The 26,771-nt window shown below is 41.9% G+C and carries 26 protein-coding genes; 8 read left to right on the plus strand and 18 right to left on the minus strand.

Annotated elements, in window-relative coordinates; translation table 11 throughout:
* The first annotated feature begins 41 nt into the window (after positions 1–41).
* From CWB76_RS12595 to CWB76_RS12610, 4 genes are all read left to right on the plus strand, one after another.
* Positions 42–626: a glutathione S-transferase family protein gene (locus CWB76_RS12595; RefSeq protein ID WP_138608065.1), complete on the plus strand. Its 585-nt coding sequence runs from the start codon at positions 42–44 to the stop codon at positions 624–626.
* An 11-nt stretch (positions 627–637) separates the two neighbouring features.
* Complete coding sequence (locus tag CWB76_RS12600; protein ID WP_008114782.1) at positions 638–988, plus strand: DUF2750 domain-containing protein; 351 nt, start codon at positions 638–640, stop codon at positions 986–988.
* 88 nt (positions 989–1,076) lie between these two features.
* On the plus strand, positions 1,077–1,757 hold the full coding sequence (locus tag CWB76_RS12605) for a site-specific integrase (protein ID WP_138608067.1): 681 nt from the start codon (positions 1,077–1,079) through the stop codon (positions 1,755–1,757).
* A gap of 106 nt (positions 1,758–1,863) precedes the next feature.
* Positions 1,864–4,437, plus strand: a complete 2,574-nt coding sequence (locus tag CWB76_RS12610; RefSeq protein ID WP_138608069.1) for a M1 family metallopeptidase — start codon at positions 1,864–1,866, stop codon at positions 4,435–4,437.
* A gap of 98 nt (positions 4,438–4,535) precedes the next feature.
* Here the strand turns inward: CWB76_RS12610 and CWB76_RS12615 are convergent, their stop codons facing one another.
* Positions 4,536–4,901 (minus strand): hypothetical protein, encoded by a 366-nt coding sequence (locus CWB76_RS12615; RefSeq protein ID WP_008114788.1) that lies wholly within the window; start codon positions 4,899–4,901, stop codon positions 4,536–4,538.
* A 77-nt stretch (positions 4,902–4,978) separates the two neighbouring features.
* Positions 4,979–5,851: a TolB-like translocation protein gene (locus tag CWB76_RS12620; protein WP_138608071.1), complete on the minus strand. Its 873-nt coding sequence runs from the start codon at positions 5,849–5,851 to the stop codon at positions 4,979–4,981.
* Positions 5,852–5,966: 115 nt separating this feature from the next.
* Here CWB76_RS12620 and CWB76_RS12625 point away from each other — a divergent pair, with 115 nt between their 5' ends.
* From CWB76_RS12625 to yjjG, 3 genes are read left to right on the plus strand one after another with little or no spacing between them, the layout of a single operon-like run.
* Entirely contained in the window at positions 5,967–6,866 is a 900-nt protein-coding gene (locus tag CWB76_RS12625; protein WP_008114793.1) for a phosphoribulokinase, read from the plus strand.
* A gap of 60 nt (positions 6,867–6,926) precedes the next feature.
* The gene (gene yjjX, locus CWB76_RS12630) at positions 6,927–7,466 is read left to right on the plus strand and encodes an inosine/xanthosine triphosphatase (RefSeq protein WP_138608073.1); all 540 of its coding nucleotides are present in this window, start codon (positions 6,927–6,929) and stop codon (positions 7,464–7,466) included.
* Between the two features lie 11 nt (positions 7,467–7,477).
* The gene (gene yjjG / locus CWB76_RS12635) at positions 7,478–8,152 is read left to right on the plus strand and encodes a pyrimidine 5'-nucleotidase (protein WP_054202307.1); all 675 of its coding nucleotides are present in this window, start codon (positions 7,478–7,480) and stop codon (positions 8,150–8,152) included.
* 87 nt (positions 8,153–8,239) lie between these two features.
* Here the strand turns inward: yjjG and lpxC are convergent, their stop codons facing one another.
* The 16 genes from lpxC to mraZ all read right to left on the minus strand — a co-directional run bounded on the left by lpxC (position 8,240) and on the right by mraZ (position 25,993).
* On the minus strand, positions 8,240–9,151 hold the full coding sequence (lpxC, locus tag CWB76_RS12640) for a UDP-3-O-acyl-N-acetylglucosamine deacetylase (protein WP_010390707.1): 912 nt from the start codon (positions 9,149–9,151) through the stop codon (positions 8,240–8,242).
* Positions 9,152–9,258: 107 nt separating this feature from the next.
* The gene (gene ftsZ / locus CWB76_RS12645; protein WP_138608075.1) at positions 9,259–10,518 is read right to left on the minus strand and encodes a cell division protein FtsZ; all 1,260 of its coding nucleotides are present in this window, start codon (positions 10,516–10,518) and stop codon (positions 9,259–9,261) included.
* Positions 10,519–10,539: 21 nt separating this feature from the next.
* The gene (ftsA, locus tag CWB76_RS12650; protein ID WP_008110678.1) at positions 10,540–11,772 is read right to left on the minus strand and encodes a cell division protein FtsA; all 1,233 of its coding nucleotides are present in this window, start codon (positions 11,770–11,772) and stop codon (positions 10,540–10,542) included.
* Positions 11,773–11,785: 13 nt separating this feature from the next.
* Positions 11,786–12,547, minus strand: a complete 762-nt coding sequence (locus CWB76_RS12655; RefSeq protein ID WP_138608077.1) for a cell division protein FtsQ/DivIB — start codon at positions 12,545–12,547, stop codon at positions 11,786–11,788.
* A 1-nt stretch (position 12,548) separates the two neighbouring features.
* Positions 12,549–13,469, minus strand: coding sequence for a D-alanine--D-alanine ligase (locus CWB76_RS12660; RefSeq protein ID WP_138608079.1), 921 nt, complete (start codon positions 13,467–13,469; stop codon positions 12,549–12,551).
* Positions 13,466–14,875, minus strand: a complete 1,410-nt coding sequence (gene murC / locus CWB76_RS12665) for a UDP-N-acetylmuramate--L-alanine ligase (RefSeq protein ID WP_217694239.1) — start codon at positions 14,873–14,875, stop codon at positions 13,466–13,468. Before murC ends, CWB76_RS12660 begins: the two co-directional genes overlap by 4 nt.
* 42 nt (positions 14,876–14,917) lie before the next feature.
* On the minus strand, positions 14,918–15,994 hold the full coding sequence (gene murG / locus CWB76_RS12670) for an undecaprenyldiphospho-muramoylpentapeptide beta-N-acetylglucosaminyltransferase (protein ID WP_138608081.1): 1,077 nt from the start codon (positions 15,992–15,994) through the stop codon (positions 14,918–14,920).
* Entirely contained in the window at positions 15,991–17,166 is a 1,176-nt protein-coding gene (gene ftsW, locus CWB76_RS12675; RefSeq protein ID WP_010390699.1) for a cell division protein FtsW, read from the minus strand. Before ftsW ends, murG begins: the two co-directional genes overlap by 4 nt.
* Entirely contained in the window at positions 17,163–18,497 is a 1,335-nt protein-coding gene (gene murD, locus CWB76_RS12680) for a UDP-N-acetylmuramoyl-L-alanine--D-glutamate ligase (RefSeq protein WP_138608083.1), read from the minus strand. The genes ftsW and murD overlap by 4 nt, the downstream gene beginning before the upstream one ends.
* Entirely contained in the window at positions 18,498–19,580 is a 1,083-nt protein-coding gene (mraY, locus tag CWB76_RS12685; protein ID WP_054202311.1) for a phospho-N-acetylmuramoyl-pentapeptide-transferase, read from the minus strand.
* The gene (locus CWB76_RS12690; protein WP_138608085.1) at positions 19,580–20,962 is read right to left on the minus strand and encodes a UDP-N-acetylmuramoyl-tripeptide--D-alanyl-D-alanine ligase; all 1,383 of its coding nucleotides are present in this window, start codon (positions 20,960–20,962) and stop codon (positions 19,580–19,582) included. Before CWB76_RS12690 ends, mraY begins: the two co-directional genes overlap by 1 nt.
* Positions 20,959–22,437: a UDP-N-acetylmuramoyl-L-alanyl-D-glutamate--2,6-diaminopimelate ligase gene (gene murE / locus CWB76_RS12695; protein WP_171039632.1), complete on the minus strand. Its 1,479-nt coding sequence runs from the start codon at positions 22,435–22,437 to the stop codon at positions 20,959–20,961. Before murE ends, CWB76_RS12690 begins: the two co-directional genes overlap by 4 nt.
* On the minus strand, positions 22,430–24,247 hold the full coding sequence (locus CWB76_RS12700; RefSeq protein ID WP_138608087.1) for a penicillin-binding transpeptidase domain-containing protein: 1,818 nt from the start codon (positions 24,245–24,247) through the stop codon (positions 22,430–22,432). The genes murE and CWB76_RS12700 overlap by 8 nt, the downstream gene beginning before the upstream one ends.
* Positions 24,244–24,570, minus strand: coding sequence for a cell division protein FtsL (gene ftsL, locus CWB76_RS12705; protein WP_010390691.1), 327 nt, complete (start codon positions 24,568–24,570; stop codon positions 24,244–24,246). Before ftsL ends, CWB76_RS12700 begins: the two co-directional genes overlap by 4 nt.
* Positions 24,567–25,505: a 16S rRNA (cytosine(1402)-N(4))-methyltransferase RsmH gene (gene rsmH / locus CWB76_RS12710; RefSeq protein ID WP_010390683.1), complete on the minus strand. Its 939-nt coding sequence runs from the start codon at positions 25,503–25,505 to the stop codon at positions 24,567–24,569. Before rsmH ends, ftsL begins: the two co-directional genes overlap by 4 nt.
* A 29-nt stretch (positions 25,506–25,534) precedes the next feature.
* Positions 25,535–25,993 carry a division/cell wall cluster transcriptional repressor MraZ gene (gene mraZ / locus CWB76_RS12715; RefSeq protein WP_010390682.1) on the minus strand — a complete coding sequence of 153 codons (459 nt, stop codon included), beginning with the start codon at positions 25,991–25,993 and terminating at the stop codon, positions 25,535–25,537.
* A gap of 456 nt (positions 25,994–26,449) precedes the next feature.
* Here mraZ and CWB76_RS12720 point away from each other — a divergent pair, with 456 nt between their 5' ends.
* Positions 26,450–26,767 carry a DUF883 domain-containing protein gene (locus tag CWB76_RS12720; protein WP_138608088.1) on the plus strand — a complete coding sequence of 106 codons (318 nt, stop codon included), beginning with the start codon at positions 26,450–26,452 and terminating at the stop codon, positions 26,765–26,767.
* Positions 26,768–26,771 lie beyond the last annotated feature (4 nt).

The raw sequence follows: 26,771 nt of genomic DNA on the forward strand, positions 1-26,771 counted from the left end.
CAGCGGCTTTTTATTTATGTGGAGTTGGCAAAAGCCCCAATATGCAACTACTTGGCTCTATTTCTTCCCCTTATGTTCGCCGTGTCAGAATTTGGGCACAACAAAATAACTGTGAGCTTGAGTTTATAAATCTCGACATTTTTTCAAGCGATGACCGCTCTTTAATGATGTCGCACAACCCGGCAGCTAAAATCCCTATCTTAATTGATGGCTCGCTTAACTTAAGCGACTCAAACAATATACTGCGTTACTTACTTGAAAAAACACAGCAGAACCCGTTAACTTGGCCGCAAGAGCATTTTTTAACTAGCATCAATGCCTGTAACGATTCATTGGTTGAATTATTGTTATGTCATCGTTCTGGGTTTGACACGCAAGCTGATAAACTATTTTTTAATCTGCAAAATGAGCGAATTGCGCAAACATTAGACTATTTAAATGATCATTTAAACGATGATGAATTTAAAAGCTGTGAATGCCTCAACATCAGTTTATACTGCTTGCTAGATTGGATCTGCTTTCGTGAACTCACTGATTTTAGCGCGCAATCGCAGTTAGTTAAGTTTTATGAAGCGTTTAGTCAGCGTCAAGCGGCTAAAAATACCAACCCTCGACTCAAATTTTAAAAGGTGAACACATGAGCGATATCGAAATTGAATCACAACTAGTTAGCTTTGTAGAAAAAGTACGTGTTAGTGAGCAGATCTGGGCACTGGGTGCACAAGATGGTGGCTTTGTTGTATGTGAATCAAATCAGTTTGATGACACCGATGTACTTTTACTGTGGGAATCAGAAGACGCAGCAAAAGAGCAATGTAAAGAAGAGTGGAAAGACTACAGCCCAGTAGAAATCAACCTAGATGAATTTTTAGATGATTGGGTTGAAGACCTTAAATCAGATGATGCATTGGTCGGTTTAAATTGGAATGACGATCAAGTGTGCGTAGAAATTGAACCAGTTGGTTTAGCTCGCGCTTTAAGTGAATAAGTTTTAACTGTTTATTTGCTGGCACACCCCCAATTAACAACAACGATTAGTTGGGGTATAAAATAATAAAAACTGTCAAGGTACTGCGTTGAAAACCCATCTTGGTCGTCGTCCATTCTCAGCTATGGAGTTACATACGCTCTATACCGGATATATTTATAGTGATACTCGGCTTGCCCGCGAACAAGCTAAGCACTGGCACTTTTGGCTGCCTTTAATTGCGTACTACAGTGGCGCTTATAGTGATGAAATTGGCCATTTAACCCTAGATGACTTGGTGGTTAAAAATAACATTCTCTGCTTTAGCTTTCATACTCATGGTAAAATTAAACCCCGTTTAATTCCTGTACATAACGCCCTTATTAAGGCCGGACTTAATGATTATTTAGCCTACGTAAAAGCGCAAAAACACACACGTTTACTGTTTGACCTCCCAGCAAAAACAGGACGCTACAGTGAAAAAGTACGCATTTGGTTTTCAGGCGAGGGCGAACGTGCGGGGTATTTGCAAAAATGTGCAATTCCTTCCGTGGATCAACTCGGAATGAAAACCGCGATTAGTAGTTTGCGGCTTAACTTTGAGCAGCAAATTCGTATTTATGCCCTGCAAGCAGGCTCTAAAGACTGCTTCAATTACTTAATGGGCTTTAATGATTACTCTGATGAGCATTTTGCCGATACCAAATTGCTTAATACCGTTTTACAACAAATTCGTGTTATCAATTCCTACACCCATTGGCAGCGGTTTTTAGCACGAGATAGTCACTGACAAACTTTGTTACTCTTTTCCTTCTTGTTGCTCGCTTACTCTAGCAATAAAAGCTGTTAGGATGGAGTGTACTCACTCTTCTAACAACAAAAATCTAGGGATAACTATGTTTTTTAAAAGCCTCTTAACCATGAGCGTTGCGCTTGCGATAAATGCTGCTAACGCTAATGAATTCGTGATTGAAAAGCTCGCAAAGCCAAGTTCACAAAAAGTCGCTTTAACGCTCGACCCAAGTCAGGATACTTTTACAGGAATGACTGAGATCAGTTTGGAGGTGCTTAAACCAACACGCTACATTGAACTTAATGGTGTTGATTACGCAACCAAAATGGTTCAACTATTGGGTGAGCAAAACTGCGACTTAAACAGCGAAATGCTTAAAACCGGTAAAGTTAAATTTAGCTGCGAAGAGCAAATTCAGCCGGGTAAATACACTTTAAGAATTGATTTCTCAGCGCCATATAATCGCCAAAGTGTGGGGCTATATAAAACCCTAGATCAAGGCGTTCCTTATCTTTTCACCCAATTTGAAATGAGCGATGCCCGTCGAGCGTTTCCTGTATTTGACGAACCAAGCTATAAAATTCCATTTCAGTTAACTATTACCGCCCCCACGTCACAAAAAGTGTATTCAAATACACCTGAGTTAAAAACGACGGTGAATGGCGATATGACTACCCATTACTTTGATAAAACGCCACCAATTCCATCATACTTAGTAGCTATGGCTGTAGGCCCGTTTGAAGAACTAGAAATTAAGGGTATGCCAATTCCTGGCCGTGTGATTACTCCACAAGGTAAAATTCATTTAGCACAGTATGCAAAAGAGAATATGCCTAAAGTATTGGGCGCACTTGAAGAGTACTTTGGTATTCCTTACGTGTATAAAAAATTAGATTCAGTGGCTGTTCCAGAGTTTCCGTTTGGGGCAATGGAAAATTCAGGTTTAGTGACTTACCGCGAAGATATTCTTCTGGTTGATTTAAAAGCTGCAACGCGTAGTAAAAAGCAACGTAATGTCTCTATTATTGCCCATGAATTAGCTCACCAATGGTACGGTAACTTAGTGACTATGAAGTGGTGGAACGACTTATGGTTAAACGAAGCGTTTGCTAGCTGGATGGCAGCAAAAATTACTAAGCAACTTAACCCTGAGTTTGAATCACACCTAGATTTACCACAAAACAATGTAATGGCGTTAGATGCTCGCTTAAGCACTAAGCCCATTCGTAAACCAATTAAAACTGAAGCCGATATTATGGACGGTTTAGGCCTTGCATACAGCAAAGGCAGCTCAGTACTGGCGATGGTTGAAAATTGGATTGGTGAAGACGCATTTCAAGCTGGTATTCAAAATTACTTAAAAGAGTTCTCATATAAAAATGCCGAAGCCGCCGATTTATGGGAAGCACTCGGTAAGGCTTCAAATAAAGATGTGGCGAGTGTTTTAAAATCATTTATTGAACAATCATCATTTCCTTTAATCAAGGTTGATCAGCAAGGTAAAACTATCACCATTTCGCAAAGCCGTTTTGCTAATGCCGGTGTTGATGCTCCAGCCCAACTTTGGAATGTACCCGTTGCCATTAAGTACGGTAAAGGCGATAAAGTAAAAACTGCCAGTGTATTACTTAATAAACAAAACCAAACGCTAGAGTTAGATTTTGAGCCAGAGTGGATATATCCAGACCAAGGTGCGCTAGGTTACTACCGCTGGGTCATGGACGATGCGCAATTTAACGCACTAATTGATAATGCAGCAAGCGTATTAAACGACCGCGAGCGCCTTGCATTGTTATCAGCTACTGACGCCTTACTTGACGCAGGTGTAATTTCTGCGGCTAAGCTGATGCAAACGCTTGAAGTATTTGCCAGTGATAGTCATCCACGCGTAGCTAACACTGCTTTAGGTTATTTAGCATCTCAGCAACGTACCTTTAAAGACGATAGCAACAAAGATTTATGGCCTACATTTATTCAAAGTGCAGTCATGCCTGCCGCTAAAAAATATGGCCTAGAAGCAAAAATGGGTGAGGATGGCGCTATTGCTCAACTGCGAGCTGCGGTGGTATCACGCTTAGGCTTTGATGGTGAAGATAAAAATGTGATCAATAAAGCTAAGCAGCAAACAGCTGCTTACTTAAAAGATCCACAAAAAGTAGACCCTTATTTAGCGGGTACTTACTTACGTCTTGCGGCTTTTCATGGTGATAAAGCGCTGCTTGATCAGTTTATGGCAACCTTTAAAACCACTAAAGATCCACAAGTTCGTACCAATATGTTGGCAGCAATGGGTTATTTTGGTAAACCTGAACTCCAAAAAGCAGTGCTTGCATATAGCTTAACCGATGAAGTAACCGCTTCTGATATGCGTACTATTTTATCGGGGCAAAGTTACACCGATGAACGCCAAGCACTCTTTATTGATTGGATATATAGCAACTACGATAAAGTAACAGCAAGTTTGCCACCATTTTTTGTGCCTAACTTACCTTACTTTACTACTGCTAGCTGTGATGCTGAAAGTTTAGCGACAACGCAAACGTTCTTTGACGCTAAACTTGATGACGTACCTGGCTATGCGCGCACATTAAGTAAGCTTGCAGAAAGTACGAATGACTGTATTGCACTTAAAAACCGTGAACTCAAATCAGTAAATAGCTTTTTGAATAGTAAATAAACTAAAGGTTAAAGGTTAAAGGTTAAAGGTTAAAGGCTAAAGGTTAAAGGTTGAAGATTTTATCTTGCACCTTTTGCCTTTAGCCCTGCACCATTCTATTAACCACCAATAATCATCGTTAGCTTAGCTATAAACTCTTTTGCCGCTTGTTCAGAGTTAATTTTAAAAGCGACACCATAATGAATAGGCTGTGCGCTTTTATAAATACGAGTGGGAAAACGGGTCATTTCACTACTATGAAAATAGCCTTGAGTACGCACAACCCCATCAATATCAGTAAAGTCATCACTAAACACTTCAAATGCAGGACGGATCACAATTTTACCTTTCCCCGTTTCGGCATGGGTGTAAAACGCTTCTTTAGAGTTTGCTAGCATATACTCAGCAATGTTTTTTATTTTAAAATTACTTCTACACTCTAGTTTTATCAGCTGCTCTGTTAACTCGTCTGCGCTAAATGCCACGTGACTTTCCTTTTTATTTAATAGGGGGTCAGACTAACTCATGCATGAGTGAAAGTCCGAAATTTATTATTTAGTGTTTATTTAACACTACATACAAACGCTAATTGCTGATTTTTATAACTCAACCGGCTAATTTCAGTATCGCAATATTGGCTTAAATCAAGCCATTGAGATATGTCAGAACCTGCTGTTAGTTTTCGTTGATAGATACGGTTTTTAATTGCGTAAGCAATGGTATTTTCATCTTTTAAGATGAAGTCTTGTACTTGGTTTGGCAACCTAAGGATGTTGCTTACCTGCTTGGTTTGAGGGTCAAAACGGGCTAACTGGTGCTGGCCATTTTTACTATGACTAAATAAAAATTCACTTTGCGATTTATCGTAAATAAGTGTGCGACCAATGTTATTTGCAACAACTTCACCTTTAGCCGCAACAACCGAGGTATATTGTAATGTATGTGGCTCACCTAAAATAAACATCACTAAATCGTTGTTATTACCCCAAGCGTGATAGCCCACAGGCTCAATCCAATCAAAAATACGACTTGGCGCCTGCTCTGTGCTCAGCGGATATTGCCATAATTTTTGTTTGCCATCTTCTTCAACCACGATGGCAGATAAACTATCACCACTCGGTGTTACTGTTGGCGAATACTCACTTACAGCTGTATTGGTGATCATGGAGGTTTGTTTTGATGATAAATCGTAAAGCGCAATATCAGTTTGGCTCTGATTATTACTGATTACCTCACGCGTATAATAAAGGCCCGTGTCGGTTAAATAGGGCTGATTGTTGTAGCTGGTTTTATCACTAACAATACTTACGCGTATGCCATGCGGAGTATTTAAATCGGCAAGCAGTATTTGACTTTTAGGCATATTTGCTTGGGCAACGCCCAATGTTAAAGCATTAATTGTTATTAGCCCTAACAGCGGTTTGATCAGTTTCATGCTTTCTCTCGTTTTAATTTTAAGCACCTCATGATAACGTTATTTACTGATGACGTCACTTGACCTAGCTTAGTAAGGTCTTTATAACTAATGGGTCATAAAAAAGAGAACAAACATGTCAGCTAAACACCCTATTATTGCAATCACCGGCTCATCTGGAGCAGGCACTACAACCACCACCAATGCCGTGAAGCATATTTTCCGCAGCCTCGATATCAATGCTGCATTTATTGAAGGTGATAGCTTTCATCGCTATACACGTCCTGAAATGGACAAAAAAATTCGAGAAGCCCAACAAGAAAGTAAACACATAAGTTATTTTGGCCGAGAAGCCAATGACTTTGGTGCATTAGAAGACTTATTTACCAAGTATGGTGAAACAGGCGAAGGTAAACTGCGCCGTTATTTACATACCTTTGATGAGGCCGTGCCTTATAACCAGTTACCTGGAACATTTACTCCTTGGCAAGAGCTTGAGCAAAATACAGATTTAATGTTTTACGAGGGCTTACATGGCGGCGTGGTCGACGAAGATCATGATGTTGCTAAGCATGTTGATTTACTCATAGGCATGGTGCCAATTATTAACCTTGAGTGGATCCAAAAGCTTATTCGCGATACCTCAGAACGTGGCCATTCTCGTGAAAAAGTAATGGACTCGATTGTACGCAGTATGGATGACTACATTAATCATATAACACCGCAATTTTCTCGTACCCATATTAACTTTCAGCGAGTACCCACCGTTGATACCTCCAACCCATTTAGCGCAAAAGATATCCCCTCCCTTGATGAAAGCTTTGTCGTTATTCGCTTTAGGGGCATTGATGACGTTGATTTCCCGTATTATTTACGCATGATTGAAGGCAGCTTTATGTCGCGGATCAATACGCTTGTAGTACCCGGTGGCAAAATGGGACTCGCTATGGAGCTAGTGCTTACGCCACTGATCAAAGATATTATTTTGAAAAAACGCGCCTTAGCAAAATTAGCCCCACCTGAAATTCCTATTTAGACTCTTTTTTGTGAACCCTAACTCACGTACACTGCTGATTTTAAGTATGATGAGAGTAGTATGTCGCAAGCCATTAAAATTGTTGTCGGGTCTAAAAATCCAGTAAAAGTAAATGCCGCTAAACACATTTTTGCGATGTATTTCCCTGAGCATATAGTTGAATGTAGTGGCGTTCATGCACCCTCTGATGTACCCGATCAGCCTATAGGCGAAGAACAAACGTGTTTGGGTGCACAGAATCGAGTTAACTACTGTAAAGCACAGCATCAAGCAGACTACTACATAGCGATGGAAGGCGGCGCAGCGCAATTTAGCTATGGTGCAGCAACCTTTGCCTATGTTGTTATTGATGACGGCGCACAGCAAGTTACAGGACGAAGCAGTAACTTACCTTTGCCTTCAGTTTTTTATAAAGCATTGCTGCAAGGTGAAGAGCTCGGAGATGTGATGGATAAGACTTTTAATACCACCAATATTAAGCAGCAAGGGGGTGCTATTGGTTTATTAACTGATCATCATGCAACACGAGAAAGTACCTATACTCAAGCGCTGACTCTCGCCATGGCGCCTTTTCTTAATCCCACTTTATATAATCAATAACGGATGTTTTAATGAAGTATAACTACGTATTATTTGATGCCGACGAAACCTTATTTAGCTTTAATGCCTTTACTGGCTTACAAAAAATGTTAGCTGCTTATGACATGGATTTTACCAAAGCAGATTATGACCATTACCAAAACACCAATAAGCCACTATGGATTGCCTATCAAAATAACGAAATTACCGCAAACCACCTGCAAGTAACTCGTTTTAGTGAGCTGGCAAATAAACTTGATGTACCAGCCCAGCAGCTCAATGATGATTTTTTATCGGCAATGGCTGAAATTTGCATGCCTTTACCCGGTGCGGTTGAATTATTAAACGCCCTTAAACCTCATGCCAAGTTAGGCATTATCACCAATGGCTTTTCTCAGCTACAAGCACGTCGTTTAGCGCATACTGGGCTGCAAGATATGTTCGATTGGCTGGTAATTTCTGAAAAAGTAGGTATAGCTAAACCTGCAAAAGAGATATTTGAGCACACCTTTAATTTAATGGGGAATCCACCTAAAGAGCAAATTTTAATGGTAGGTGATACCGCCAGTAGTGATATTCTTGGTGGACAAAATGCAGGCATAGACACCTGCTGGTTACAGCACCCTGGGGTAATCTTACCTGAAGGTATTAAGCCAACGTATCAAGTCACTGAGTTAAAGCAGTTACAAACTATTTTAGGTCTGTAATACCTGACTGATTGTGCTGACAAACAGCCAAAAAAAATGACGCTAATAAGCGTCATTTTTTATAACTGTATGTAAGCAATTAACTGATTAGGCGTTTGCTAATTCAAGGCCGGGTGCAGGCATCGAAACAGGCGTTTCAAAGGTTGCCCACTCCCATGCTGACTCGGTTGCCATAATTTTGCGTAGTAACTTGTTATTCAAATCATGACCTGATTTAAATGCAGTTACTTTACCTAAAAGGTTATGACCTGTCATAAACATGTCACCTACACAGTCTAGTATCTTATGCTTGACGAACTCGTCTGGGTAACGCAGACCGTTTGGATTTAAAACTTTAAATTCATCAAGTACCACTGCACTATCCATGCTACCACCTAGTGCAAGGTTATTAGCATGCATGTATTCAATATCTTTCATAAAGCCAAAAGTACGCGCACGACTAATCTCTTCAGTAAAACTTTGTGCGGTAATATCTAAACCAATACGTTGGCGGCTTTCATTAATTGCAGGGTGATCAAAGGCAATTTCAAAGTCGATATGGAATCCGTCGTAAGGTTCTACTTCGGCCCATTTATCGCCTTCTTCGATACGTACTTTTTCTTTAATACGAATAAAGCGTTTAGCAACATTTTGCTCTTCAATGCCGCCTTTTTGTAATAAATAAATGAATGGCAATGCACTACCATCCATTATTGGAACTTCTGAGCTATCAAGTTCAACAATTAGATTGTCGATACCCATGGCCGCAACAGCTGCAATTAAATGCTCAGTAGTTGATAAGCGAACACCATCTTTGTTAATTAAACAGGTACACAATTGCGTATCACCAACGGCTTCAGGTGTTGTTTCAAAATCAACAACCGGATCAAGGTCGACACGACGAAATACAATCCCAGTATTTGCGCTCGCAGGTCGGAGAGTTATTGTGACCTTCTCACCTTTATGAAGTCCAATTCCTATGGCTTTGACTACTTGTGCAATCGTACGCTGTTTAATCATAGGTTCGCTCACTTTAAGTATATATTACAGTTAGACGGCGGAGTGTAACATAAATACGGTATAACTACAATATTTGTTCACATTTCGCACAAAAGTACTGTTTTTAATTAGTCTGCTTGTTTACGTAAAAAAGCAGGAATGTCGAAATAATCGCCACCCTCAGACTTATCTGTTTTATTAGCACTACTTGACGACGTATTCGTTGCTGAACTTGAAGAGCTAGTCGATGTGCTGCTTTGCTCTTTTGATTCAGTTTGCGATGTCGTTGCAGGCTCTTCAGTCGTGTTTGTGCCTTGGCTTGCAAAGCTAGGTACGTACATGCTGCTGCTTGTTTGTGTGCTTGAGCTAGTTACATCAGAGCCTGACGCTTTTTTGAAACCGTTATCTACAATACCAAACTGTGGACGACGATCGCCGCCTAAGCCGGTTGCAACCACGGTTACACGTAGCTCATCCGTCATTTCTGGGTCAATTACCGCGCCAACAACAACCGTTGCGTTTTCAGACGCTAGCGCCTTAACGTGATTACCCACAATTTCGAATTCTTCGATCGCGATATCCATACCCGCAGTAATGTTAACCAAAATGCCTTTAGCACCGGTTAAATCTACGTCTTCTAAAAGAGGGCTTGAAATAGCAGCTTCTGCTGCTTCTTGTGCACGATCAGGACCCGATGCAGATGCTGTACCCATCATCGCCGTGCCCATTGCAGACATAACTGTACGTACGTCGGCGAAATCCACGTTAATTAGACCCGAGCGAGTGATTAGCTCAGCAATACCTTGTACCGCACCGAACAATACGTCATTTGCTTTAGCAAATGCATCCAGTAAAGTTGTTCCTTTACCCAATACTTTTAGTAACTTGTTATTTGGAATAGTGATTAACGAGTCCACAATTTCAGATAATTCGCTAATACCTTGCTCTGCAGCAGCGGCACGCTTTTTACCTTCAAAATCAAACGGACGGGTTACCACAGCAACAGTTAAAATGCCCAGCTCTTTAGCAATTTTAGCCACGACTGGCGCAGCACCGGTACCTGTACCGCCGCCCATACCTGCCGCAATAAACACCATATCAGCGCCCTCAAGGCTAGCACGAATGGTTTCGGCGTCTTCTTCAGCCGATTCACGACCTACTTCAGGGTTAGCCCCCGCACCTAACCCAGAGGTTATTTGCGTGCCTAATTGTACTGTTACATCAGCGGCTGAATTACGTAATGCTTGCGCATCCGTATTGGCTGCGATAAAACGAACGCCTTCTATTTGTTGTTTTACCATGTGCTCAACTGCGTTACCGCCGCCACCGCCTACACCGATTACTTTTATTACAGCTTCTTCGCTGTGTTGTTCCATTATATCAAACATATTTACTCTCCGACTTGAGTACTAAAACTCGCCTTGAAACCATTTTGTGATGCGGTTCCACCAATTATTATTATCATCCGCTTTCGACTTTTGTGCATTCATCGACTGCATAGTACGCCCGTATTGTAACAAACCTACAGCGGTTGCGTACGATGGATCATCAACATAATCAGTTAAACCTACTACACCAATTGGTTTACCTATTCTTACTGGCATCTGAAAAATATCTTCAGCCACTTCCATTGCGCCAGTCATTTTAGCAGTTCCGCCAGTAATGACGAGACCTGCTGCAATTTGGTCTTCTAATCCTGAGCGACGAATTTCTTCCATCGCCAGTTCAAATAATTCTCTAAAACGTGGCTCAACCACTTCAGACAACGTATGCCTAGACATCAGTCTTGCTGGTCGCCCACCTACGCTTGGCACTTCAATCGTGTCTTCGCTGCTCGCCATTTGGCTACTTGCACAGGCATATTGTACTTTGAGTGACTCTGCATGTGATATAGGTGTACGAAATATTTTTGCAATATCACCGGTTACTTGGTTGCCCGCCACCGGAATAACCGCAGAATGACGCAGTGCACCATTAATATAAATAGTGATATCCATAGTACCACCACCAATATCTAACACCGCAACACCTAGCTCTTTTTCATCGTCCGTCAATACGGAGTAACACGAGGCAAGCGCAGTGAATATAAGTTGGTCCACTTCAAGCCCACAACGTTCAACACATTTTTCTATATTTTTAGCCATATCGTTGGAGCAGGTAATAATGTGCGCGCGTGCTTCCATGCGCACACCACTCATGCCAAGTGGGTTTTTAATCCCCTCTTGCATGTCAATGCTGTACTCTTGTGGCAAGGCATGCAACATTTTGCGTTCAGCTGAAATTGGCACTGAGCGTGCTATATGGATTACATTTTCAATGTCTTCATCGGTTACTTCAGTGTTATTAATAGCGACAACACCACTTTCGTTCTGACACTGAATATGTTTGCCAGAAATACCCAAATAAACCGAGCTAATACGACAATCAGCCATCAATTCAGCTTCATCAATTGCGCGGCGAATAGACTCAGACACTAAATTTAAATCGTTAACGCCGCCTTTATCCATTCCATAAGATACTTGGCTCCCCACGCCAACAATGCTGAGCTTGTTATCTGTGGTGATTTCACCTACCGTGGCCACTACTTTCGAAGTGCCTACGTCTAATCCAATCACTAGGTTTCTTTCTGCTGACTTAGTCATGCCTTACTCTTTATTATAATTGCTGTTCTTGCATTGGCTTATAGCTCACTGCAAGGCCGGTATCGTAGCGTAAATCAATTGCATCTATCTGTGCATCAGCACGTTGTTCTATGCGTGAATAAACGTCTATAAAACGCTGTACACGCTTGGCTTTATCCTTGCGCCCTAAATTTAAACGCACGCCATTATCTAACCAAAGTTGCCACGAAAACCGCTCAGATAGCGCAAGGCTAGTGAGCGTTAGTGCATTTACTTTAAGCATTTCATCAAACTGTTTAAACGCTACCCATGCTTCTTTTTCACTGCCTTCTGGCCCATATAACTGGGGTAATGTGGCACTTAATTTATCACTTTTAGCCTCAAACGCCTCGCCGCTTTGGTTAATCAATAAATCACTGTTCCAGTGAGCGACCGCTTGATGCTCTACCACGTAAACTTGGATAGTATCAGGCCATTGCTTTCTTACCGATACTGTTGCAACCCAAGGTAGTTCTTGCACTAAATGCTGAACATGCTTTACGTTTAACTCAAAAAAGCTAGTTAAATCCGCTTTTTTTATCGCGGTAGTTATTGCTTTTTCATCAGTGTATTTGGGTCTCCCCAACACCGTTAGATGCTTAATTTGCGCATCTTTATTTGCAACTAACCAATGGGAAACCCCATTGGTTATTTCAATTAACCCAATCACTACAGCTAGAAAAAAGCTCACTCCAAAAATCAGCGACCAGTTAAGTTGCTGTTTTAGTTGCTGCGCTTTCTCTAAAAAGGGATGCATATTAAAGGGTTTGCTCCAAAATGCGAACAACTAATTGCTCAAAACTTGCCCCATTGGCTTTTGCTGCCATTGGCACCAATGATTTTTCTGTCATGCCTGGCACGGTATTTACTTCCAACAAGTAAAATTGGCCTTGCTGATCTTGCATTGCATCGACGCGACCCCAGCCACTTGCACCCACTAAATCAAACGCATCGAGTGCCATTGCTTGTAGTTTTTGGGTATCTGGTTGTGATAAATCAGCAGGACAATGATATTGTGTCGTACTTGACTGATATTTAGCTTGGTAGTCATAAAAACCATTTGGCGTGCTCATTTCAATCACAGGTTGTACTTCATCACCAAGCACCGTAATTGTAAATTCGCGCCCCGAGATCCACTGCTCTACCAATACTTGGCTGTCGAACTTAAATGCATTGCTGAGCGCATCTTCAAGCTCTTCTGCAGAGCTTGCTTGTGCCATACCAATACTTGAGCCTTCGTGCGATGGTTTTACCATCACTTTTTTAAATTCATCGATCATTGCTTTAGCATCAAAGCCTTTTTTAGCATCAACTACCGCATAAGGTGCTGTGCTTAAGCCTGCCGATTTAAACAAGTGCTTACAACGAATTTTATCCATTGCTAATGCTGAACCCAGAACATTACTGCCGGTGTAAGGCAAGTTCATAAACTCTAAAGCACCTTGTACTGTGCCATCTTCACCACCTCGGCCATGCAGCGCAATAAAAACGCGATCAACGTTTAAGTCTTTTAATTCCCACAATGAACGATTTTGAGGGTCAAACGCAATCGCATCAATGCCACAGGCAAGAAGTGCATTAAGGACTGCTTGACCAGATTTTAATGACACGTCGCGCTCTGCTGAGTTTCCACCTAGCAGCACCGCTACTTTACCAAACTGGGAACTTACCTGTGTCATACTTCACCTTGCTTTAATTTTTCTATCGACATATTTGTTGCTGCTAAGTTTTTAACTAACTGACCTATGTTACCTGCACCTTGTGTAAGTACTAAATCATTATTTTGCAGGCAGTTAGCAAGTACACCTGCAAGCTCTGAGCTTGAAGCTACATGCAATGGCTCTTTGCCACGCTGGCGTAAACTGCGGCATAAACTCTTACTATCAGCGCCCACTATCGGCTCTTCGCCTGCACTGTAAACATCAAGCAATAGCAACTGATCAACCTCGGCGAGTACTTTCACAAAATCTTCGTATAAATCGCGAGTACGAGTATAGCGATGCGGCTGATAAACCATCACTAAACGCTTATCAGGCCAGCCTTCTCTCGCTGCGGTGATGGTAGCTGCCACTTCTGATGGGTGATGACCATAGTCATCTACTAACATCACATTACCGCATTCGTTTTCAAATTCACCATAATGCTGAAAACGACGGCCAATGCCTTCAAAGGTATCTAATGCCGCTAAAATTGCATGATTAGCTATGTTTTGATCTTTTGCCACCGCAATCGCTGCGGTTGCATTTAAGGCATTGTGTTTACCTGGCATATTTAACTTGGCGGTTAAACTCTCGCCTTGTTTATTAGTAACAGTAAATTGGCATGTATTGGCTGTTTGGCTAAATTCACTCATTCGATAGTCAGCATCTTGCGATTCACCATAAGTGATCACCGGACGACCAAAGCGAGGTATTAATTCTGCGGCAACGTCTGAATCTATACACACTACAGCTAGCCCGTAAAACGGCAGGTTATGAATGAATTCAACATAAGTATCTTTCATTTTTTCTAAGCTGCCGCCGTAAGTTTCCATGTGATCTTCTTCAATATTAGTGATCACCGATACCATAGGTTGTAAATGCAAAAATGAAGCATCGCTTTCATCCGCTTCAGCGATTAAAAAGTCGCTTTTGCCTACTTTAGCATTGCTGCCAGCACTATTTAATAAACCGCCAATAATAAAGGTTGGATCGAGCCCTGCTTGTGCATAAATACTGGCAATTAAACTGGTTGTTGTGGTTTTGCCATGGGTACCGGCAATAGCAATACCATGACGAAAACGCATCAGCTCAGCTAACATTTCTGCACGGCGAACCACCGGAATACGTGCAGCTTGCGCGGCTTGAATTTCAGGGTTTGTTTTATCAATTGCACTTGAAACCACCACCACATTAGCGTCTTTTACATTATTTTCATGATGGCCAATAAATACTTCAGCGCCCGCTTGAATTAAACGCTCGGTCATGGCGCTATGCGCTATATCCGAGCCGGTAATACGGTAACCTTCAAAAGCCAATACTTCTGCAATACCGCCCATACCTGCACCACCTATTCCTACAAAATGAATAGTTTCAATGCGGCGCATCGCAGGGCGTGTATATTTTTCTTTTGCTAATGTCTGTTTCACTTATATTCTCTTATTTGTTACTTGCTCACAGTGCATAGCGACGCTGGCTGTGGCATCTAAAATAGCCTGCTGCTTTGCTTTAGCAGCCATTTTAGTTATTAATAAAGGTTCGGCTAAATAGGGATTTAAAAGTTCAACAATGCTGCGCTGATTAAATTGCCCCTGTGGCATTAATAATGCCCCTTCTGCCATTACTAAATACTGTGCATTTGCTGTTTGGTGATCATCAACCGCATGTGGAAACGGTACAAATACCGCCATTTTACCTGCTGCAGCAATTTCACTAACCGTTAGCGCTCCGGCGCGACAAATCACAATATCGGCCCAGCTATAAGCGGTATCCATATCATCAATAAATTCAGCAACAGTTACTTGTTCATCGCCCATTTGTTGCTGCTGGTAACTTTCGCTCACACTAGCAAAATGGCCTTTACCAGTTTGGTGCCAAACATTAATGGCACAGGTATCATTTAAGCGCTTAAATGCTTCAGGCAGTGTTTGGTTAAGTACTTGCGCACCTAGTGAGCCACCCACTACAAGCATATTGATTGGACTTGATATTTCCCGCTTAGGTATATCAACTACACTCTGACGCACAGGGTTACCCACCAGCTCAGCTTTACCACTGGCAAAAGCACTTGGAAATGCAGCTAATACGCGATTCGCAAATTTCGCTAGCCATTTATTGCTCATACCAGCTACGGCGTTTTGCTCATGAATTACCAAAGGGATACCGAGACTTTTTGCCGCAATACCCGTAGGGCCTGTCACGTAGCCGCCCATAGCTAAAACCACGTCAGGGCGTTGTTGTTTTAATACCTTACGCGCCTGCAATATTGCATTAATAACCATGAATGGCGCTTTAATGAGGCGTTTTAAACCATTACCTCGCACGCCTTTTACATCAATAAAATCAATTTCTATGTTGTGCTTGGGCACGACACTGGCTTCCATTCTATCAGGAGTGCCTATCCAGCTAACTTGCCAACCTTGCTGTTTGAGATAATCAGCAACCGCAATCCCCGGGAAAATATGTCCACCTGTGCCCCCTGCTACAACGACTATTTTTTTACTCATCGTTTAGCTCCCCCCGACGTGGCCTGTTTAGTTGCCATCTTCGTTTCAAAATCTACCCGTAATAAAATACCAGTGGCTATGGTCATCATTAATAAACTTGAGCCACCATAGGAAATAAACGGTAGGGTTAGTCCTTTGGTTGGTAATATACCGGCACTGGCGCCTACATTAACCATAGTTTGAAATGCAAACCAAATACCGATAGCTAAAGCTAAATAGCCTTCATATTCTTTACCGTTTTTAAGCGCATTTTGGCCAATTAGTAGCGCTCTAAATACTAATGTCCCTAATACCATTAAAATACTCAATACGCCCATAAAACCGAGTTCTTCAGCAATCACGGCAAAAATAAAATCGGTGTGTGCTTCCGGTAAATATTGTAATTTTTGTACGCTATTACCTAAGCCTTGGCCAAACCAATCACCTTGGCTATAAGCCATCAGTGATTGCACTAATTGATAACCTTTACCAAAAGGGTCGTCCCAAGGCTCTAAAAAACCCACCACACGCGCCATACGATAGGGCTCAAACACAATCAACCCAACCACCAGCGCAATACCGGTTAAAATAAGTGCAAAAAATTGCCAAAGCTTGGCACCGGCTAAAAACAATAAACCAACCGTAGTAACAAACATCACCACCACGGTTCCTAAATCGGGCTGCATTAAAATAAGTGCCGCATAAACGGCAAATACCGCTATGGGTTTAGCAAAGCCTTTTATGTTTTCTTGTACTTCACTGCGCTTACGCACTAAATAGCCAGCGATATAACTAAAAAAGAATAACTTAGCGAGCTCGGAAGCCTGAATATTAAATGGCCCTATAGGTATCCAGCGGGTCGAACCATTAACTTCACGACCGACAATAAGCACTACCAATAACAACACTAAGCCGATTAGTAATAAGTAGGGGTTAGCTTTTTTCCACCACGACATAGGTACTTGAGTACTAATGCAAAATAAACAAAACGAGAGCCCTAAAAAAATACCGTGGCGGATAGTAAAATGATAAATATTGCCAAACAGCCTATCGGCCGTCGGCATTGAAGCACTAGTTACCATCACAAAGCCCACCCCTATTAGCATTAACATGCAATAAAGGAGCGGCACATCATAAAGCTGCGCCGAAGGTTTAGGAGTAAATGCCTCTTTAATATCCGCAAAAGCTATCATGGCAGCTCCTGCAATACACAATGCACAAAATCATCGCCGCGCTGCATATAGTTGTTGTACATATCTATACTGGCGCAGGCTGGGGCTAATAAAACCGTATCGCCTGACGTACTTAATTGTTTAGCAAGCGCCACAGCTTCAGACATGTTAGTGGTTAAATGACCTTTAGCAGTTAGTGCCACTAACTCTTTTGCATCTTTACCAAAGCAAATGAGGGCTTTAACGTGTTGCTCAACATAAGGTTTAAGTGCCTCTAAATCCGCGCCTTTGGCATCACCACCAGCAATAACCACTAAGTTTTGTTGTTCACCCGCTAAACTATCAATAGCGGCAATTGTTGCGCCTACATTGGTGGCTTTAGAATCATTAAAATACTTAACGCTATTAAACTCACCCACAAACTGACAACGATGTGCCAAGCCATTAAATTGAGCTAACGCAGTTTTATAATGCGCTTTAGTTATTTCAAACGGGCTGAGTAACGCCATTACTGCCAGTGTATTTAAATAATTATGCTTACCCACAACGGCTAAGGTACTTACTGGCAAATAAGCTTCGCCCTTTACCATAAAGTGCGCTTCGTTATTATGCTGTGCTAAGTGGTAATCACCTTGTGTTTCTCCAAAACTAACTTGTGGTGCTAACGTGCGACTCACTGGGTGGGTTTGTCTATCATCAGCATTAATAACTAAAAGTTCAGCGCCTTCATATATACTCAATTTTGAATCTATATAAGCTTGATAACTATCATAGCGATCGAGATGATCTTCTGAAATATTAAGCACGGTTGCACTGCTAGCCTTTAAGCTGTCAGTGGTATCAAGCTGAAAACTAGACAGCTCCAGTACAAACACATCAAAGTCACCGTCAAGTAAATCCAGTACAGCTGTGCCAATATTGCCGCCCAGTGCTACTTTATACCCTGCGGTTTTTAATACTTCATAAGCAAGGGTTACTACCGTTGATTTACCATTTGAGCCTGTTACCGCAACAACTGGTTTAGTGTTAATGCGGGCAAATAGCTCAACATCACCAATTATTTCTACACCTGCATTCATTGCCTGTGCAACCGCAGGGGTTTTTAAACTTAGCCCAGGACTAATAATGATCATATCGCAAGCACTGAGTGCCGCATTATTTAAATCACCAAAGTGAGTATTTAAATTAGCGGCATGTTGCTTGAGCCAATCAACACCGGGAGGATTTTCTCGGCTATCGACTACATTGGGCTGTATTCCTTGAGATAATAAAAAGCGCACAATGCCCAGACCGGTTACACCGAGCCCGAGCACTGTTATTTGTTTATTTTTTATCTCGTTTAAATACTGCATTTATCGGATCTTTAATGTCGCAAGGCCAGCGAGCACCAGCACAATAGAAATTATCCAAAAGCGCACAATAACGCGTGGCTCTGGCCATCCTTTAAGTTCGTAGTGATGGTGAATCGGCGCCATTTTAAAAATACGTTGGCCGCGCAATTTATAAGAGCCAACTTGTAAAATTACCGATAGCGCTTCCATTACAAACACGCCCCCCATAATAATAAGTAATAGCTCTTGGCGAACCAGCACAGCAATAATACCTAATGCACCACCTAGAGCTAACGAGCCTACATCGCCCATAAACACTTGTGCTGGGTAGGTGTTAAACCATAAAAAGCCTAACCCTGCACCCACAATAGCGGTACACACCACTACCAATTCACTGGCAAGTGGCAAATGCGGAATATGTAAATAAGCCGAAAAGTTAATATTACCGGTTAAATAAGCAATAATAGCCAGTGCTGCAGCCACCAAAATTGTTGGCACAATAGCCAAACCATCTAGTCCGTCGGTTAAGTTTACCGCGTTTGAGGTGCCCACTAATGCAAAATACGTGATTACGATATAAAACAGTCCTAGCTGCGGCAGTACATCTTTAAAAAATGGCACAACAAGAGATGTCTCTGTCGCTTGGGTACTGGTCATATAAAGTGCAGTTGCTACAACCAATGCAATTACTGATTGCCAAAAATACTTCCACTTAGCAATCAGTCCTTTAGGATCTTTGCGGATCACTTTGCGGTAATCGTCAATAAAGCCAACAATCCCTAATGAACCAATCACAAACAATGTGGCCCATACGTATTTATTAGACAAATCAGCCCACAATAGAGTGCTGGTGAATATTGCCGCTAAAATAAGTAAGCCACCCATGGTCGGCGTACCCGATTTAGATAAATGCGATTGCGGACCATCATCACGTACTGTTTGTCCAATTTGCATGCGCTGTAAACCACGAATTAACTTTGGCCCCAAATAAAGCGACATAATTAATGCGGTCAAAATACCTAAAATGGCACGAAGAGTTAAATACGAAAAAACATTAAAGCCACTATAATATTGAGTTAAATACTCAGCCAGCCAAACTAACATTATGATACTCCATTGATGGCTTGTTGCTGGCCATTAACTAAATCGGTTACTAAAAGCTCCATGCGAGAACTGCGTGATCCTTTCACGACAAGGGTAATTTTTTTATCTACTTTGCTAATACTGTTTTGAATTTGCTGCAGCATTTGCTCACGATTTGAAAAGTGACGATTAGGCAGCTCAAATACATCACTTGCTGACTTACTTAATACACCGAGTGTAAATAGCTCATCAATGCCTTGCGCTAATGCATATTCGCCCACTTCTTGATGATACTTACGAGCATCTTCACCAAGCTCCCCCATATCACCGAGAGCCAAAATACGATGACCTTGAATATCGCTAAGTAAATCAATCGCCGCTTTTACCGATTTAACGTTGGCATTATAAGTATCATCTATAATGGTGAGTGACTCACTGGCTTCAATCAGGTTAACCCGCCCTTTAACTTCACCCATGGTCGCTAGGGCGCTGGCAATTTCTTCAAGCGACACGTCAAACTCACTGGTTAATGCCGCAGCAATAAGCGCGTTGCTAATATTATGCTTGCCTGGCAATGCTAACGTTACCGGTACTCTGTGTTGTTTGGTACATAACATAAAGCTTACGCGAGCTTGTGCATCTAGGCTGATGTCCTCAGCCCAAATATCCAGCTTTTCACTGCTAGAAAAGCATTTAATATTGCGCGTTGCTAACTTATCAAGCCAATACTGACTAAACTCGCTATCGCAATTAACAATGGCAATGCCATCGTCTTTTAAACCATCGTAAATTTCGCCTTTGGCTTGTGCCACCCCTTGCAGGCTACCAAAACCTTCTAAATGCGCCGCGGCAACATTACATACCACGGCAACATCTGGTTTAGTCATGGCGGTAGTGTAGGCAATTTCACCAATGTGGTTAGCACCGAGTTCAATAACCGCATAACGATGCTGTGGCTCTAATCTCAATAAGGTAAGAGGCACGCCAATATCATTATTAAAGTTGCCTTTAGTCGCTAAAACATCACCTTTACTTGATAAGATAGCAGCACACATTTCTTTTACTGTGGTTTTACCTACACTGCCAGTAATAGCGATAGTTTTAGGTGCAACTTGCGCCATAACCGCTGTTCCAATCGTGCCTAATGCAATACGGGTATCGGCAACTACAAATTGAGCAATGTCGGTATCAACAGCGTGATCAACAATGACTCCAATAGCACCTTTTTGTTTTGCTTGCTCAATAAACTTATGACCATCAAAGTTAGGGCCTTTAAGTGCCAAAAACACTTCACCATCACATAAAGTACGGGTATCGGTGTTTATATTTATTACTTGACGATTATCACCTTGATAATCAGTTGCTAGCACATTAGCTAGCCAATCAAAATCCATTGGGATCATGCTTGAGACCCTCTTACTGCTTGTTTTAATTGTTGTTGTACAAATTGGCGGTCGCAAAAATCAATGCGTTTGTTACCTATAATTTGATAGTCTTCATGCCCTTTACCGGCAATTAAAATAACCTCACCGGCTTTTGCGTTATCTATAGCAAATTGTATTGCAGCACCACGGTCGGCCTCTAAATGGGCGTTTTGTGGGTGTGTTAATCCTGCAGCTACATCATTAATAATTTCATTGGGATCTTCTGAGCGCGGGTTATCACTGGTAATGATCACTTTATCTGCAAACTGCTCAGCGGCTTGTGCCATTAGTACACGTTTACCTTTATCTCTGTCGCCGCCGCAACCAAATACACAACTCACTCCACCTGGTACATGTTGTTGCAGCGCTTGTAACGCTAGTGCGAGTGCATCAGGCGTATGTGCATAATCAACCACGCAAGTAGGCATATTTGGCGCTGTAAATGCTTGCATTCTGCCTGCTACAGGTTGCAAATACTCACACCCTGCCACTAATTGCGTTAATGGGTAACCTAGCGCTAATAATGTGGCTAAAGCAGCGGTTAAATTGTATAGATTAAATTCACCATATAACGGTGATTTTATGGCAATATCACCCCAACTTGTAGTTAATTGCGCCGAAATACCGGTTGCCGAATAGCTAACATCAGAAAAATACACAAACTGAGCGTTTTTAGGGGCTAAGTTTTTACGGCCATAACAAATTAGTTTATTAAAGCTATATTTTTCAATCCATTGCTCTGCTTGTCCGTCATCTTGGTTAAGAATGACATTGGCAGCATCAAAATCACGAAACAGCATCAATTTGGCATCACCGTAACTATCCATGTCACCATGATAATCTAGATGATCACGAGATAGGTTAGTAAATACCGCCGCTTTGAAATGGCACTGATCAACACGGTGCTGCACTAGACCATGCGATGATACTTCCATCGCTACTAAGCGGTGTTGCTGCTCTTTTAAGTCACTTAAAATATGCTGTAAATCCACACTTGAGGGCGTGGTATTTTGCAGCGGTGTTAAATTATCTGGATGGCCATAACCGAGCGTGCCTATGATTGCGGCTTGGGTATGACAAAACTGTGCTAAATGAGCAATCATTGCGGTAGTAGTCGACTTACCATTAGTACCTGTTACGCCAACTAAATCTAGTTCTAGGCTAGGTTGTTGGTAAAATTTACTCGCTAATACAGGTAACTTTTTATTTAGCTCTGAGACTAAATAAAGCGGCTCAAAATCACTTTCAAACTCACACAGTCTGTCGGCAATAATTGCACTGGCACCATTTTCAATTGCTTTATCAATAAACTGCCCGCCATCAAGCTGATGACCTTTTATTGCCACAAACACATCACCTGGTTTTACATCGCGGCTGTCTAAACGCAACTCGTTTACCATTAAACGCGCTGCGTCTATTTCTAAATGTTTTAAAATTGAATGTAAATCACGCACCATCATCTTTGCCCTTCACGTATGCCACAGAGTCTTTGTCTGGGGCAACGTTTAAAATTCTTAATGAATTAGAGATTATTTCTGCAAACGCCGGACCTGCCGTTGCGCCGCCATAATAAACATCTCCACCGGGCTCGTTGATCAATACCACAACAGCTAATCGCGGATTACTTGCTGGGGCAATACCCGCAAAGTAACCCACATATTCGTCACCATAACCACCCGCTGCGGCCTTTTTAGAAGTACCTGTTTTGCCCGCTGCACGGTAGCCATCAACTTTAATACGGCGTGCGGTACCACCTTCTTCAAATACGCTTTCCATCATATGAACCACAGCTTCAACATCTTGTTGTTGAAAAACGCGTTCACCTTCAGGAATAGAATCTTGCTTAAGCACGGTGAGTGGGCGGTTAACCCCACCCGCGCCTAACATGGCGTAAAAACGAGCCATTTGCGCGGTACTCACGGCAATATTGTAACCAAACGAAAGTGCGGCAATTTCGTGATCTGACCAACGACGGTTTGGGTAAAATAAACCACTACTTTCCCCGACCATGCCGGTACCACTATCACTGCCAAAACCCACCTTTTGGTAAAGACCAACAAAATAGTCTTTGGGTACGGTTTGGCTTATTTTTGTTACGCCCATATTACTGGAGTATTTTAAAATTTCGCGCAGCGTCATTTCACCATGATTACGGGTATCTTGTACTAAGCTGCCCCCTAAACGCATCCAGCCTGGGTAGGTATCAACTTTGTCATCCGGTTGGATTGTGCCGTAGTCTAATCCAGCTAAAATGGCTAGAGGCTTAACAGTTGAGCCGGGTTCAAACAAATCGGTAATTGCACGGTTACGACGCTTATGAGGAGCCGCACCGCTTAAATTATTAGGATTAAATGAAGGACTATTTACCATAGCCAAAACTTCACCAGTTTTAACATCAACCACCATGGCTGAGCCTGAAGTGGCCTTGTAAGTTAATACCGCTGATTTAACCGCTTTGTAGGCAATCGCCTGAATACGCTGATCAATACTTAGTTGAATACTCTCAGGCTCTACTCGCTCGCGCTCATCAAGCACTTCAACTTCACGTCCTTGGGCATCTTTTCGAATCGTACGTCGGCCTTCTTCACCTGTGAGTGCATTTTCGTAAAGCTTTTCTATGCCTTCAATGCCTTTGCCATCGATATTAGTAAAACCAATGATATGCGCACTGACCTCACCGGCAGGGTAATAGCGTTTTGATTCATCTAAAAGGTGAATACCCGGCAGGCGTAAATCGCCAATGTAATTAGCAACAGCTGGAGTAACTTGGCGTTTTAAGTAAACAAAGCGACGAGTAGGATCATCAAGTAGTCGGGTATTAATTTTGCTCGGATCAATACGCAGTACATCGGCAAGTTCACGCCAGCGCAAATCGTTTTTATAATACAGGGCGGTGCGCTTGTTTAACTCAGCGACATTTTCACGCAGAGTTTGCTGATCTTCACCATTTTTGCGGGCTTGTCTGAGTACTTTGCTCACCAGTGATTTATGCAAAGCTTTAGGATCGGCATACACACTGACTACAGGTACACTAACTGCTAACTCTTTACCGTTACGATCGAAGATCATGCCGCGTTGCACATGCAATTTTTCAACACGTACCGTACGCTTGTCACTTTCGGAGCGGGCCTTATCGGGTTCAATTACTTGCAAATACGCAGCACGCGATACCAAAGTCACAAACACTAAAAAAATCACCACGCACACCAAAATAAAGCGCCATGCGATTAGGTTGTTGACTGGTTTTTTGCCTCGCGTTCTCATTGTAATATGATTACCTGCTCATCTTGGCTGGTTGGCCGCTTCATTTCTAATTGTGACGTTGCCACTTCTTCAATGCGTGCATGTTGTGAATAAAATTCTTCTTCCACTAAAAAATAACGCCACTCTAAATCCAGTTCATCACGCTCTTGCAGTAACGAATCTTGCTCAATTAATTGCGCACGAGATAAGTGGGTTACCTGTACTACGCTCAAACTTGATGCGAATATCACAACCAACAAGGCCAAGGTGATCTTGTTTGCACCTAGGCCTTTAATTATTTCAATAAATAGATTGGGTTGGCGATAACTCGCTTTTTTACTCATCCCAACCTCTGTGCAATCCTTAGTACTGAGCTGCGAGAGCGTGGATTGCGCGCCACTTCATCAGCACTTGGTTTAATAGCTTTACCCACTGCTTTTAACGTCAGATTTTTATTTATTTGTGCGTCGGTTAAAGGCAGACCTCTGGGTATCGCTTCTCCCTTACTCTGTTTTTTAATAAATTGTTTTACAATGCGATCTTCTAAAGAGTGGAAGGAAATAACAACTAAGCGACCACCTGGCTTAAGAACTTTAATCGCCGCCTGTAGTGCGGTTTGAATTTCCTCTAACTCGCTATTGATATAAATACGAATTGCCTGAAACGTGCGCGTTGCAGGATGTTTAAACTTGTCTTTAACAGGTACAGCTTCATCAACTAAATCTGCGAGCTGTTTAGTGGTAGTAATTGGCGTATGTTCACGCACTTCCAATATCTTGTGTGCAATCCGCTTACCAAATTTTTCTTCACCTAGCTTTTTGATCACATGGGTAATGTCATCTAGTTCTGCCTCAGCTAACCACTGCGCAGCGCTACGGCCTGTGCTTGGATCCATTCGCATATCAAGCGGGCCGTCTTTCATAAAACTAAAGCCACGAGCGGCGTCATCTAACTGCGGTGACGACACACCAATATCAAGTAAAATGCCATCAACTTTACCAATAAGATCGTTTTGCTCAGCAACTTCGTATAGTTTTGAGAATCGTGAATGAGCAATTGAAAAACGTGAATCGTCGGCAAACTTTTCTGCTGACTTTATCGCTTGTGGATCTTGATCAATAGCCTGCAAGCGACCAGCGTCGCCCAAGCGCGCTAATATTTGCCCTGAGTGTCCGCCACGTCCAAAGGTGCCATCCATGTAAATGCCGTCTGGCTTAATTGCAAGTGCATCTATGGTTTCGTCCATTAATACGGATACGTGTTCAAATTGCGCTGTCATTAGCTATTTTTTGCCTTTTTGTTTTGCTGCTAGAGGGTAAAGTTATCTAAATCGTCATTGGGTTCAAATTCGCCAAGCCTTTCAAGCTCAGTGTCTTGTCGCATTTGTTCGTGCCAACGCGCCTCATCCCAAATCTCAAATTTATTCATTAAGCCCACCAGCATAATTTTTTTGCCAAGTTCTGCATGTGAGCGCAAAGAAGGCGCCAGCAAAATTCGACCGTTTTTATCAAGCTGATACTCTGTCGCATTACCTAACAACATACGTTGCATCCGTCGCGCTCTGGGATTCATATTAGATATTTTTGCTAAACGGCTTTCAATTTCTAACCATTCAGCAAGCGGGTACAACCAAAGACAAGGCTCATTGAGTGCAACTGTGCAAATAACCGTTCCCTGATCTTCAGACAATAGCGTGTCTCGGTACTTTGTTGGTACCGCAAAACGTCCTTTATCATCCAAACTCAGTGAACTTGCGCCACGAAACATAAAAAGCCTATTGTAAAATTATTTTAATCAACTTTTTGATTAACCCGATCCAGTTTGATCCACTAAACACCACTTTTTACCACAGTGCTCCAGTTTAGGGCTTGACAAGCCTTTTTGTCAAGTAAGTCACCCAGCTTTAGCGCCCCGCGAAGCCTGAAAAAATAAGGCTCAGATTAAAGCGGTTGAATTGTTTAGTAAAAAACCTGATCAGCCGATAAAAGTTTTTTTCATCGGTTTTTTTATTACTTGGCAGCGTTTGTTTGCTCAATGAATAAACAGTGAATAATTACAATTTTTTTGTTTGTAAAAATTACAAACCATAGTCGCAATAGTTACAGCAATAAACATGTAAAAGTCAGCGTTAAAATTAAAATATAAATATAAAACAACAATTTAAAAACTGGTTTAATCATTGCACTTTAATAATTACTTTTAAAAAACTATTAAGGATTGATTATGGCTACGGCAACTAAGAGCAAAGCACCTATTGATACAAAACAAGAGATTGAAGCCCCGTTAACAGATAAGGCAACATCAGCTGCGCATGACGCAGTAGATGCATTATCGAGTAAAGCGGCGGTAGCTGAAAATGGTGTTCGTAAAGGAGCAAGCAGCTCAGCAGAAACACTTAATGAGAAACAATTAGCAGCTCGCGAGAAATTAGAAGAATGTACTTCTAAGACTCGTCAACTCGCATCTGAAAATCCACTAGCAACGGCTGGTCTGGCATTTGCAGCTGGTATGTTAGTTACTGCGCTATTTCGTCGTAAGTAATACC

The organism is Pseudoalteromonas sp. S1609, from assembly GCF_005887255.1.
Classification (GTDB): Bacteria; Pseudomonadota; Gammaproteobacteria; order Enterobacterales; family Alteromonadaceae; genus Pseudoalteromonas.

What these genes read in the sequence shown, in the direction of transcription:
- CWB76_RS12595 (WP_138608065.1), top strand. Translation starts at nt 42, where the DNA reads ATGCAACTACTTGGCTCTATTTCTTCCCCTTATGTTCGCCGTGTCAGA.
- CWB76_RS12600 (WP_008114782.1), top strand. Translation starts at nt 638, where the DNA reads ATGAGCGATATCGAAATTGAATCACAACTAGTTAGCTTTGTAGAAAAA.
- CWB76_RS12610 (WP_138608069.1), top strand. Translation starts at nt 1,864, where the DNA reads ATGTTTTTTAAAAGCCTCTTAACCATGAGCGTTGCGCTTGCGATAAAT.
- CWB76_RS12620 (WP_138608071.1), bottom strand. Translation starts at nt 5,851, where the DNA reads ATGAAACTGATCAAACCGCTGTTAGGGCTAATAACAATTAATGCTTTA.
- CWB76_RS12625 (WP_008114793.1), top strand. Translation starts at nt 5,967, where the DNA reads ATGTCAGCTAAACACCCTATTATTGCAATCACCGGCTCATCTGGAGCA.
- yjjX (WP_138608073.1), top strand. Translation starts at nt 6,927, where the DNA reads ATGTCGCAAGCCATTAAAATTGTTGTCGGGTCTAAAAATCCAGTAAAA.
- yjjG (WP_054202307.1), top strand. Translation starts at nt 7,478, where the DNA reads ATGAAGTATAACTACGTATTATTTGATGCCGACGAAACCTTATTTAGC.
- lpxC (WP_010390707.1), bottom strand. Translation starts at nt 9,151, where the DNA reads ATGATTAAACAGCGTACGATTGCACAAGTAGTCAAAGCCATAGGAATT.
- ftsZ (WP_138608075.1), bottom strand. Translation starts at nt 10,518, where the DNA reads ATGTTTGATATAATGGAACAACACAGCGAAGAAGCTGTAATAAAAGTA.
- ftsA (WP_008110678.1), bottom strand. Translation starts at nt 11,772, where the DNA reads ATGACTAAGTCAGCAGAAAGAAACCTAGTGATTGGATTAGACGTAGGC.
- CWB76_RS12655 (WP_138608077.1), bottom strand. Translation starts at nt 12,547, where the DNA reads ATGCATCCCTTTTTAGAGAAAGCGCAGCAACTAAAACAGCAACTTAAC.
- CWB76_RS12660 (WP_138608079.1), bottom strand. Translation starts at nt 13,469, where the DNA reads ATGACACAGGTAAGTTCCCAGTTTGGTAAAGTAGCGGTGCTGCTAGGT.
- murC (WP_217694239.1), bottom strand. Translation starts at nt 14,875, where the DNA reads ATGCGCCGCATTGAAACTATTCATTTTGTAGGAATAGGTGGTGCAGGT.
- murG (WP_138608081.1), bottom strand. Translation starts at nt 15,994, where the DNA reads ATGAGTAAAAAAATAGTCGTTGTAGCAGGGGGCACAGGTGGACATATT.
- ftsW (WP_010390699.1), bottom strand. Translation starts at nt 17,166, where the DNA reads ATGATAGCTTTTGCGGATATTAAAGAGGCATTTACTCCTAAACCTTCG.
- murD (WP_138608083.1), bottom strand. Translation starts at nt 18,497, where the DNA reads ATGCAGTATTTAAACGAGATAAAAAATAAACAAATAACAGTGCTCGGG.
- mraY (WP_054202311.1), bottom strand. Translation starts at nt 19,580, where the DNA reads ATGTTAGTTTGGCTGGCTGAGTATTTAACTCAATATTATAGTGGCTTT.
- CWB76_RS12690 (WP_138608085.1), bottom strand. Translation starts at nt 20,962, where the DNA reads ATGATCCCAATGGATTTTGATTGGCTAGCTAATGTGCTAGCAACTGAT.
- CWB76_RS12700 (WP_138608087.1), bottom strand. Translation starts at nt 24,247, where the DNA reads ATGAGAACGCGAGGCAAAAAACCAGTCAACAACCTAATCGCATGGCGC.
- ftsL (WP_010390691.1), bottom strand. Translation starts at nt 24,570, where the DNA reads ATGAGTAAAAAAGCGAGTTATCGCCAACCCAATCTATTTATTGAAATA.
- rsmH (WP_010390683.1), bottom strand. Translation starts at nt 25,505, where the DNA reads ATGACAGCGCAATTTGAACACGTATCCGTATTAATGGACGAAACCATA.
- mraZ (WP_010390682.1), bottom strand. Translation starts at nt 25,993, where the DNA reads ATGTTTCGTGGCGCAAGTTCACTGAGTTTGGATGATAAAGGACGTTTT.
- CWB76_RS12720 (WP_138608088.1), top strand. Translation starts at nt 26,450, where the DNA reads ATGGCTACGGCAACTAAGAGCAAAGCACCTATTGATACAAAACAAGAG.